Annotated in this window: 9 protein-coding genes; 7 read left to right on the top strand and 2 right to left on the bottom strand. The window is 69.9% G+C overall.

Features of this window, described 5'->3' with window-relative positions:
* Positions 1-662: ATP-binding cassette domain-containing protein (locus Q1N79_RS07575; RefSeq protein ID WP_367185039.1), on the bottom strand; the 662-nt coding region annotated here is incomplete at its 3' end.
* A 65-nt stretch (positions 663-727) separates the two neighbouring features.
* On the bottom strand, positions 728-1,636 hold the full coding sequence (locus tag Q1N79_RS07570; RefSeq protein WP_300605957.1) for a PD-(D/E)XK nuclease family protein: 909 nt from the start codon (positions 1,634-1,636) through the stop codon (positions 728-730).
* A 116-nt stretch (positions 1,637-1,752) separates the two neighbouring features.
* Between Q1N79_RS07570 and Q1N79_RS07565 the strand changes: the two genes are divergently transcribed.
* From Q1N79_RS07565 to prcA, 7 genes are all read left to right on the top strand, one after another.
* The gene (locus Q1N79_RS07565; RefSeq protein WP_300605955.1) at positions 1,753-2,880 is read left to right on the top strand and encodes a site-2 protease family protein; all 1,128 of its coding nucleotides are present in this window, start codon (positions 1,753-1,755) and stop codon (positions 2,878-2,880) included.
* Positions 2,881-2,911: 31 nt separating this feature from the next.
* Positions 2,912-3,802, top strand: coding sequence for a tRNA (adenine-N1)-methyltransferase (locus tag Q1N79_RS07560; protein ID WP_300605953.1), 891 nt, complete (start codon positions 2,912-2,914; stop codon positions 3,800-3,802).
* Positions 3,803-3,970: 168 nt separating this feature from the next.
* A complete protein-coding gene (gene arc / locus Q1N79_RS07555; RefSeq protein ID WP_300605952.1) occupies positions 3,971-5,779 on the top strand; it encodes a proteasome ATPase in 1,809 nt (602 codons plus the stop codon).
* Between the two features lie 58 nt (positions 5,780-5,837).
* Positions 5,838-7,355, top strand: coding sequence for a depupylase/deamidase Dop (gene dop / locus Q1N79_RS07550; protein WP_367185038.1), 1,518 nt, complete (start codon positions 5,838-5,840; stop codon positions 7,353-7,355).
* A gap of 116 nt (positions 7,356-7,471) precedes the next feature.
* On the top strand, positions 7,472-7,684 hold the full coding sequence (locus tag Q1N79_RS07545) for a ubiquitin-like protein Pup (RefSeq protein WP_300605948.1): 213 nt from the start codon (positions 7,472-7,474) through the stop codon (positions 7,682-7,684).
* A 159-nt stretch (positions 7,685-7,843) separates the two neighbouring features.
* Positions 7,844-8,680, top strand: coding sequence for a proteasome subunit beta (prcB, locus tag Q1N79_RS07540; protein ID WP_300605961.1), 837 nt, complete (start codon positions 7,844-7,846; stop codon positions 8,678-8,680).
* Positions 8,681-8,758: 78 nt separating this feature from the next.
* A partial coding sequence (gene prcA / locus Q1N79_RS07535; protein ID WP_300605959.1) for a proteasome subunit alpha occupies positions 8,759-9,606 on the top strand: 848 nt, incomplete at its 3' end.

Genomic DNA, 9,606 nt, shown 5'->3' with positions numbered 1-9,606 from the left:
ACGCCGTGGTCGATGATGAACACCCGGTCGCACAGGATGTCCGCCTCCTCCAGGTAATGCGTGGTGAGGAAGACGGTGGTGCCGGCCTGCGACCTGAGCCTGCCGATGTGCTCCCACAGGTTGCTCCGGCTCTGCGGGTCCAGGCCGGTGGTCGGCTCGTCCAGGAAGACGAGCGGCGGCTCGTGCACCAGGCCGAGCGCGATCTCCAGCCGCCGCCGCTGCCCGCCGGACAAGGTCTTGACCAGCCGGTCCTCCAGGCCGGTGAGTTCCATCTGCCCGATCAGCGCCTCGGCGCGCCTGGCGGCTGCGCCCGCCCTGATGTGGTACAGCGCGGCCTGGTCGAGCAGTTCCTCGATCACCAGGCAGGACCGGTCGGTGCCGCCCATCGTCTCGCCGATGGCCTGCGGCACGTACCCGATCCTCCTGCGCACCCCCACCGGGTCCCTGAGCAGGTCGGCGCCCGCCACCGTGGCGGTGCCCGCCGTCGGCTGCAGCAGCGTGGTCAGCATCCGCAGCGTGGTGGTCTTACCCGCCCCGTTCGGCCCGAGGAATCCCACCACCTCACCGTCGCCGACGGTCAGGTCGACCCCCCTGACCGCCTCCACCGTCCGCCTGCGGCTCTTGAACGTGCGCGCCAGCCCCCGCGCCTCGATGATCCCCACGTCCCGCCTCCGTCCCGGCCCCCGTCCCAGCCTCCACCAGGACGCCTTATCAAGTAATATCTCGTCTAGTCGAGCGGGTTCTCGGTGAGCGATACGGGCTGGCCGGGCACGGCAAGAGGCGGGCCGGGCAGGGGCGGCCCGGGAAGAGGCGGCCCGGGAAGAGGCGGCGGGGTGCCGCCGAACTCCGGGCAGAGCGCCTTGTGGTTGCACCAGTCGCACAGCCTGCTCGGCCGGGGCCGCCAGTCACCTGCCGCCCGCGCCCGCTCGATGGCCTGCCACAGCGCCGCGACCTTCCGCTCGGTGGCGAGCAGGTCCGACTCGTCCGGGGCGTAGCGCAGTATCTCGCCCTCGGCGAGGTACATGAGCTGCAGCAGCTTCGGCACCTGGCCGCGCAGCCGCCACAGCACGAGCGCGTAGAACTTCATCTGGAACAGCGCGCTGGCCTCGTAGGCCTCCCGCGGCACCCGGCCGGTCTTGTAGTCCACGATCCGGACGTCGCCCGCCGGCGTCACGTCGAGCCGGTCGACGTAGCCGCGCAGCCGCAGCCCCGACTCAAGCTCGGTCTCCACGTACCACTCGCGCTCGGCGGGCTCGATCCGCCGGGGGTCTTCGAGCGTGAAATACCCCTCAAGAGCGGCGGTCGCTTCACGGAGCCAAACGGCTCGTTCGGAATCATCGGCGAAGAGTGCGGCGAGATCGGGGTCGGCGGCGGCCAGCCGGTCCCATTCCGGCACGATCAGCCGGCGGGCGGCCTCCGGGGTCCGCTCGGCGGCCGGGTGGTCGAACAGCCGTTCAAGGACCGCGTGCACCAGCGTGCCGCGCGCGGTCGCGGGGGTCGGCGGCTCGGGGATCTTGTCGATCACCCGGAACCGGTACAGCAGCGGGCACGTCATGAAGTCGGCCGCGCGCGACGGCGACAGCGCCGCGGGCCGGTCTGTGCCAACAGGAAAGCCCGGCTGGTATTCGAGGTCCACAGCGCAACCGTAGGGCAGGGCACCGACATTCCGCAGCCATGTGCCGCGCTCCGCGAAGCGGGCGCGACAACGGCGACCGGCCCGCAACGGGCGCGGATGCACGTAGCATCGGTGGTGTGGCAAGTGGCCAGGAGGAGAAGCCGCAACGGCAGGGGCAGCACGGCATCGTGGTGGCCCGGCCGTTCGGGATCCCGGTGTACGTCTCGCCGTACTGGTTCGTGATCGCCGGCGTCTTCATCGTCATCTACGCCAACGACCTGAGCACTTCGCTGCACGGGAGCACCCGGTACGTGGTCGCCGCGGCCTTCGTGGTGCTCCTGTACCTGTCGGTGCTCGTCCATGAGCTGAGCCATTCGGTGGTCGCGCTCGGCTACGGGCTGCCGGTGCGGCGGATCCTGCTCTACCCGCTCGGCGGCATCTCCGAGATCGAGCGGGAACCGCAGACGCCCGGCCGCGAGTTCTGCGTCTCCGCGGCCGGTCCGGCGCTCTCCCTGCTGCTCGGCGCGGCCGGGTGGGGGCTGACGCGGGTCGTCACCGCCGGCATCGGCGGGTCGCTGGTCCGGCAGCTGATGTTCGCCAACATCATCGTCGGGATTTTCAACCTGCTGCCCGGGCTGCCGCTCGACGGCGGCCGGATGCTGCGCGCCCTGGTCTGGAAGCTGACCGGCCGCCCGGCGACCGCCACGATCGCCGCCGCCTGGGTGGGCCGGGTGCTGGCGATCGCGCTGCTCGTCATCCCGTTCTACTCCGGCGAGCTCTCCGGCGGGGACATGGTCAGCACGCTGTGGGTGGTGGTGATCGCCGCGTTCATGTGGATCGGGGCCGGGCAGTCGATCCGGGCGACCAAGTTCCGCGAACGCCTGCCCGAGCTGCAGGCGCGCCGCCTGGCCAGACGGGCGATCTCGGTGCCCGCGAGCACGCCGCTGGCCGAGGCGATCCGGCAGGCGGACGCCTCGCGCGCCCGCGCGGTCGTCGTGGTTGACCACGACAACAGGCCGATCGCGATCGTGAACGAGGCCGCGGTGATGGCCACCCCGCCGCAGCGACGGCCGTGGATCGACGCGGGCTCGATGGCCAGGACGATCGAGCCGAACCTGGTGCTGTCAGCCGACCTGTCAGGGATGGCGCTGCTCGAGGCGATGCGGCGCGCGCCCGCCAGCGAGTACCTGCTGGTGGAGTCCTCCGGCCAGGTGTACGGGGTGCTCGCGGCGAAGGACCTTGACCACGTGTTCGCCGGCGTCTGATTTCGCTTCGCCGAGTCGCTACCCTTACCGGATGACCACTCGCGGGCCGTTCGCGGCCGGAGACCTGGTGCAGCTCACCGACCCCAAGGGCCGCATGCACCAGATCCTCCTGCAGCCCGGCGGCACGTTCCACACGCACCGCGGCTCGCTGCGGCACGACGACCTGATCGGCGCGCCGGAAGGCAGCGTGATAACAGCAACAAGCGGCACCGCCTACGTGGCGCTGCGGCCGCTGCTCGCCGACTACACGCTGGCGATGAAGCGCGGCGCCACGATCGTGTACCCGAAGGACGCGGCGCAGATCGTCGCGTACGCCGACGTCTTCCCTGGTGCGCGGGTGATCGAGGCCGGGGCCGGTTCCGGCGCGCTGTCGTGCTGGCTGCTGCGCGCGCTCGGCTCCGCCGGGCAGCTGGTCTCGTTCGAGGCCCGCGCCGACTTCGCGGAGATCGCCCGGGCGAACGTGTCCCGCTTCTACGGCGGGCCGCCGCCGCACTGGCAGCTGCGGGTCGGGGAGCTTTCCGCCGCGGCCGCGGGGGAGCCCGCCTCGTTCGACCGGGTGATCCTGGACATGCTCGCGCCGTGGGAGTGCGTCCCCGACGCGGCCCTGACCCTGATCCCAGGCGGGCTGATCTGCTGTTACGTGGCGACGACCACGCAGCTGTCGCGGGTCGTGGAGGAACTTCGGGCCCATGGCGGCTTCGTCGAGCCGGCCGCCTGGGAGACGCTGGTGCGCGGCTGGCACGTGGACGGCCTGGCGGTCCGGCCGGACCACCGGATGATCGGGCACACCGGCTTCCTGGTGACCGCGCGGCGGCTCGCCGACGGCGTGACGGCCCCGCCCCGCCGCCGCCGTCCCGCCAAGGGCGCCCATCCAGAGGCGGCTGGCCTGGGCATCACGGAGGGCCAGGAAGCCACGGAATGAAAGCGTTACGATCCGCGATGGATATTTGACTCTGCGTTGAGAATAGGCTGTTATCCTGCGGATTCTTTCCCAAAGCCGGCAGGTGTGATCAATTGGATAGACGCCAGCAGGTTTGGAGAAGGTCATCAGATAGGTAGGGTCTAGGTAGTTCGTGTTACCCGGGAGGAGGTGAGGGCCGTGGCAGCCAGGGATGACAGCGGCCGTGCTTCGCGGCACGAGGATGAGGTGAGCAGCCTTACCGCGCAGATCTCCTTCCTCGACGAGGAGATCGCGGTGCTTCGCAGGCGGCTCGCGGATTCACCGCGCCAGGTGCGCCTGCTTGAGGAGCGGCTCCGCGAGGCAGAGGCCAGTCTCACGTCGGTAACCGGCCAGAACGAGCGGCTCGCATCGACGCTGCGCGAGGCAAGGGACCAGATCGTCGCCCTCAAGGAAGAAGTCGACCGGCTGGCACAGCCGCCGTCGGGGTTCGGGGTGTTCCTGGGCGCGCGCGAGGACAGCACCGCGGACGTTTTCACCGGCGGCCGCAAGATGCGGGTCAACGTCAGCCCGAACGTGAACCTCGAGGAGCTGCGGCCCGGCCAGGAGGTCGTGCTCAACGAGGCACTGAACATCGTCATCGCGCAGGGGTATGAGACGGTCGGCGAGATCGTGATGCTCAAGGAGGTGCTCGCCGACAGCGAGCGCGCCCTGGTGATCTCGCACGCCGACGAGGAGCGCGTGGTCCGGCTCGCCGAACCGCTGCTCAACCAGACCCTGCGGGGCGGTGACTCGCTGCTGCTCGAGCCGCGCTCCGGCTACGTCTACGAGCGGATACCGAAGGCCGAGGTCGAGGAGCTCATCCTCGAGGAGGTCCCGGACATCTCCTACCACGACATCGGCGGCCTCGCCACGCAGATCGAGCAGATCCGCGACGCCATCGAGCTGCCGTACCTGCACGCGGACCTGTTCCGCGAGCACCAGCTGCGCGCGCCCAAGGGCGTCCTGCTCTACGGCCCGCCCGGCTGCGGCAAGACGCTCATCGCCAAGGCCGTGGCGAACTCCCTCGCCAAGCAGGTCGCGGCCAAGACCGCCGCGGACGCGGCCGAGGGAGCCGGCGACGGCGGCAAGCACGCCGAGGGGAAGAGCTTCTTCCTCAACATCAAGGGCCCAGAGCTGCTGAACAAGTACGTCGGCGAGACCGAGCGGCACATCAGGCTCGTCTTCCAGCGGGCCCGCGAGAAGGCCAGCGAGGGCATGCCGGTGATCGTGTTCTTCGACGAGATGGACTCGATCTTCCGCACCCGCGGCTCGGGCGTCTCTTCGGACGTGGAGAACACGATCGTGCCGCAGCTGCTGTCCGAGATCGACGGCGTCGAGGGCCTGGAGAACGTCATCGTGATCGGCGCCTCCAACCGCGAGGACATGATCGACCCGGCGATCCTGCGGCCAGGCCGCCTGGACGTCAAGATCAAGATCGAGCGGCCGGACGCCGAGGCGGCCAGGGACATCTTCTCCAAGTACGTGCTCACCGCGCTGCCGCTGCACCCCGACGACCTGGCCGAGCACAGCCACTCGCGGGAGGCCACGGTCGACGGGATGATCCAGCGGGTGGTCGAGCGGATGTACAGCGAGTCAGAAGAGAACCGCTTCCTCGAGGTCACCTACGCCAACGGCGACAAGGAGGTCCTGTACTTCAAGGACTTCAACTCCGGAGCGATGATCGAGAACATCGTGGCCCGCGCCAAGAAGATGGCGATCAAGGAGTTCCTCGACACCGGGCAGAAGGGCATTCGGGTCGCCCACCTGCTGGCCGCCTGCGTGGACGAGTTCAGCGAGAACGAGGACCTGCCGAACACCACCAACCCGGACGACTGGGCGCGCATCTCGGGCAAGAAGGGCGAGCGCATCGTCTACATCAGGACCCTTGTCTCGGGCAAGCAGGGCACCGAGGCGGGCCGTTCCATCGACACCATCGCGAACACGGGTCAGTACCTTTGAGTTACGAGCGGAGCGTGCCGGGCGACGTCGGAGTCAGCCGGTATTACGCTGAACAACTATGAGTGTGCTGCGGGTTATGGGCACCGAGACCGAGTACGGCATCGCCGTACCGGGACAGCCGGGTGCCAACGCAATGGTCACGTCGTCGCAGATCGTCAACGCCTACCAGGCGGCGACGGCCGCTAGGGCGCGCCGCGCCCGCTGGGACTTCGAGGAGGAGAACCCGCTGCGGGACGCGCGCGGGTTCGACCTGGCGCGGGAGGCCGCGGACTCCACGCAGCTGACCGACGAGGACCTGGGGCTGGCCAACGTCATCTTGACCAACGGGGCGCGGCTGTACGTCGACCACGCGCACCCGGAGTACTCCGCGCCCGAATGCACCAACCCGCTGTCGGTGGTGGTCTGGGACAAGGCCGGCGAGCGGATCATGGCGGAGGCGGCGGCCAAGGCCGCCACGGTCCCGGGCAGCCACGGCATCCAGCTGTATAAGAACAACACCGACAACAAGGGCGCGTCCTACGGCTGCCACGAGAACTACCTCATGCGCCGGTCGACGCCGTTCGCCGACATCGTGCGCTATCTCACGCCGTTCTTCGTGACCCGGCAGGTGGTCTGCGGCGCGGGCCGGGTCGGGATCGGCGCCGACGGGCGCGGGTCGGGGTTCCAGATCAGCCAGCGCGCGGACTTCTTCGAGGTCGAGGTCGGCCTGGAGACGACGCTCAAGCGCCCGATCATCAACACCCGCGACGAGCCGCACGCCGACCCGGAGAAGTACCGGCGGCTGCACGTGATCATCGGCGACGCGAACATGAGCGAGGTGGCCACCTACCTGAAGATGGGGACCACGGCGCTGGTGCTCGCGATGATCGAGGACAAGTTCCTCAACGGCGACCTGTCGCTCGAGGCGCCCGTCGCGGACCTGCGCGCGGTATCGCACGACCCGTCGCTGCGGCACCTGGTGACGCTGCGGGACGGCCGGAAGATGACCGCGGTGCAGCTGCAGACCGAGTACCTGGAGCTGGCCCGCAAGTACACCGAGGACAAGTACGGCACCGACGTCGACGACCTGACCACCGACGTGCTCAACCGCTGGGAGTCGGTGCTGGGCCGGCTGGCCGACGACCCCATGCAGCTGTCCAGGGAGCTGGACTGGGTCGCCAAGCTCGAGATCCTCAACGGCTACCGCAGCCGGGACGGGCTGAGCTGGGACCACCCGCGGCTGCAGCTCGTCGACCTGCAGTACTCCGACGTGCGGCTGGAACGGGGCCTGTACAACCGGCTCGCCGCGCGCGGCCGTGTGATCCGGATGACCGACGAGCACGCGGTCAGCTGGGCGATCGACAACCCGCCAGAGGACACCAGGGCGTACTTCCGCGGCCGGTGCCTGCGGCAGTACGCGGACTCGGTCGCCGCGGCCTCCTGGGATTCTGTGATCTTCGACATCCCCGGCAGGGAGTCGCTGCAGCGGGTCCCCACGCTCGAGCCGCTGCGCGGCACGCGTGCCCATGTCGGTGAGCTGCTTGATCGCTGCCGCACGGCCGCCGACCTGGTCGCCGCGCTGACCGCCCAGGATTAGCGGACGAGCCAACTTGGTACCAATACCCCGGCGCAGGATTGGACGGGCTCGCCGCTGGCGACGATAACGTTGGAGCTGTCGGGGGGCCCACCCCCGGAACGACGGAGGTACCACAGATGGCAACGAACAAGGACACCGGAGGCCAGCGGCAGACCACGCGGCGGGCCGAGGAGACCGAGGAGGACCAGGCCGCCTCGGTCGATGAGGTCAAGGAGCGCCACGAGAAGCTGTCCGACGACGTGGACGCCATCCTCGACGAGATCGACGAGGTGCTCGAGGAGAACGCCGAGGAGTTCGTCCGCTCCTACGTCCAGAAGGGCGGCCAGTAAGGTCCCGCCGGGGTTCGCGGTGGGCGAAAGAAGCGCGGGTCCCGGCATGTACATTCACACTCCGAACGGGCAGTAGTGTCTGCTCAGGAGCAACAGACTCGGCAGGGAGGCGGCGTGGGCGGACACTTCGACGGCACGGCACGGCAGCCGGCGGCGTTCATGGCGGCGCGGATTCCCTCGTTCACGCACTTCCTCGCCTCGTACGCGCCCGACCTGCTGCCGGCAGGGTTCGGCCGGGAAGCGATCGTGCTGCCCGCGGGGAGCGGCGGCAGCGACGTCATCAAGACCCTGCCGCGCGCGACCACGATCGTCGCCGCCGCGTGCCAGCGCGGCGTGGTGCTGGCCGGCGACCGGCGGTCAACGGCGGGGAACATGATCGCCAAGCGGGACGTGGAGAAGGTGTTCCGCAGCGACGAGTACTCCGCGATGGGCATCGCCGGCGTGGCGAGCGTTGGCCTGGAGTTCGTCCGGCTGTTCCAGGTCGAGCTCGAGCACTACGAGAAGATGGAGGGCCGGCCCCTGTCCCTTGAGGGCAAGGCGAACCGGCTCGCGACGATGATCCGCGGCAACCTCGGCGGCGCCCTGCAGGGGCTGGCTGTTGTCCCGCTGTTCGCCGGCTACGACGAGGCGGCAGGCACCGGCCGGATCTTCAGCTACGACGTGGCGGGCGGCCCGTACGAGGAGCACCGCTTCCACTCGATTGGCTCGGGGTCGGTGTTCGCCAATAGCTCGCTCAAGAAGCTGTACTCCGACGACATGCAGGTCAACGACGCGGTGCTGGCCTGCGTGCAGGCGCTCTACGACGCGGCCGACGACGACTCCGCCACCGGCGGGCCTGACCTCACCAGGCGGATCTTCCCTGTCATCGCCACGATCACGGACGACGGCTTCAGGCGGCTGCCCGACGCGGAGTCCGCGGAGTACGCCCAGGAGGTCGTGGACAGCCGGATGCGCTCGCCGGACGGCCCGCTCGCGCAGCTGCGCGGCACCAGCTAGCGGCTGCCCGGTTAGACCCCTTCCCCCCACGACGACACGACGACACGACGACAAGCAAAGGAAGCGCCCGCGGTGTCCATGCCGTTTTACGTCTCGCCAGAACAGGCCATGCGGGACAAGGCCGACTACGCACGCAAGGGTGTCGCGCGCAGCCGCAGCTCCGTGGTGCTCCAGTACGCGGGCGGCATCTTGATGGTGACGCCGAACGTCTCCAGCGTGCTGCACAAGATCAGCGAGCTCTACGACAGGATCGCGTTCGCCGCCGTCGGCCGGTACAACGAGTACGAGACCCTGCGCAAGGCCGGCGTCACCTACGCCGACGTGACCGGCTACCAGTTCGACCGGGGCGACGTCACCGCCCGCGGCGTCGCGAACTGGTACGCGCAGACGCTCGGCGGGATCGCCACCGACAGCAGCAAGCCGTACGAGGTGGAGATCGTGGTCGCCGAGGTCGGCGCGCAGCCGGACGCCGACCAGATCTACCGGATCACCTGGGACGGCTCGGTGACAGACGAGCCGGGCTTCGTCGCCTTCGGCGGGCAGGCCGACGTGGTGTCCGCGCAGCTCAAGGAGCGGTTCTCCGACGGGATGTCGCTGACAGAGGCGCTCGGTGCGGCGCTCGCCGCGCTCGCGGCGCCGTCGCAGGGCGCGTCAGGGTCGTCCTCTGGGTCGTCGGCCTCTGGGTCTTCGTCTTCGTCGTCGTCGTCCGGGTCGGCGGCCGCGGCCAACGGCGACCAGGCCGGGCTGACCGCCGCCCAGCTTGAGGTGGCGATCCTGGACCGCGCCCGCGCGCACCGCACGTTCCGGCGGCTGCGCGGCGCGCGCCTGGAAGAGCTGATCGCCGAGAGCCGCGCCGCGGCAGCGTCAGCCGACGCATCGCCTGCGGCGGACGCCGCGCCCGCCACGGACACCGCGCCGGCCGCGCC

The organism is Trebonia sp. (assembly GCF_030042015.1).
GTDB lineage: Bacteria > Actinomycetota > Actinomycetes > Streptosporangiales > Streptosporangiaceae > Trebonia.
The sequence above is the reverse complement of the archived record's forward strand: the minus strand, read 5'-3'. Positions and strand labels throughout refer to the sequence as shown.

Coding starts and splice junctions, on each gene's coding strand:
- Q1N79_RS07560 (WP_300605953.1), top strand. CDS start 2,912: ATGACCACTCGCGGGCCGTTCGCGGCCGGAGACCTGGTGCAGCTCACC.
- prcB (WP_300605961.1), top strand. CDS start 7,844: ATGGCGGCGCGGATTCCCTCGTTCACGCACTTCCTCGCCTCGTACGCG.
- Q1N79_RS07545 (WP_300605948.1), top strand. CDS start 7,472: ATGGCAACGAACAAGGACACCGGAGGCCAGCGGCAGACCACGCGGCGG.
- dop (WP_367185038.1), top strand. CDS start 5,838: ATGAGTGTGCTGCGGGTTATGGGCACCGAGACCGAGTACGGCATCGCC.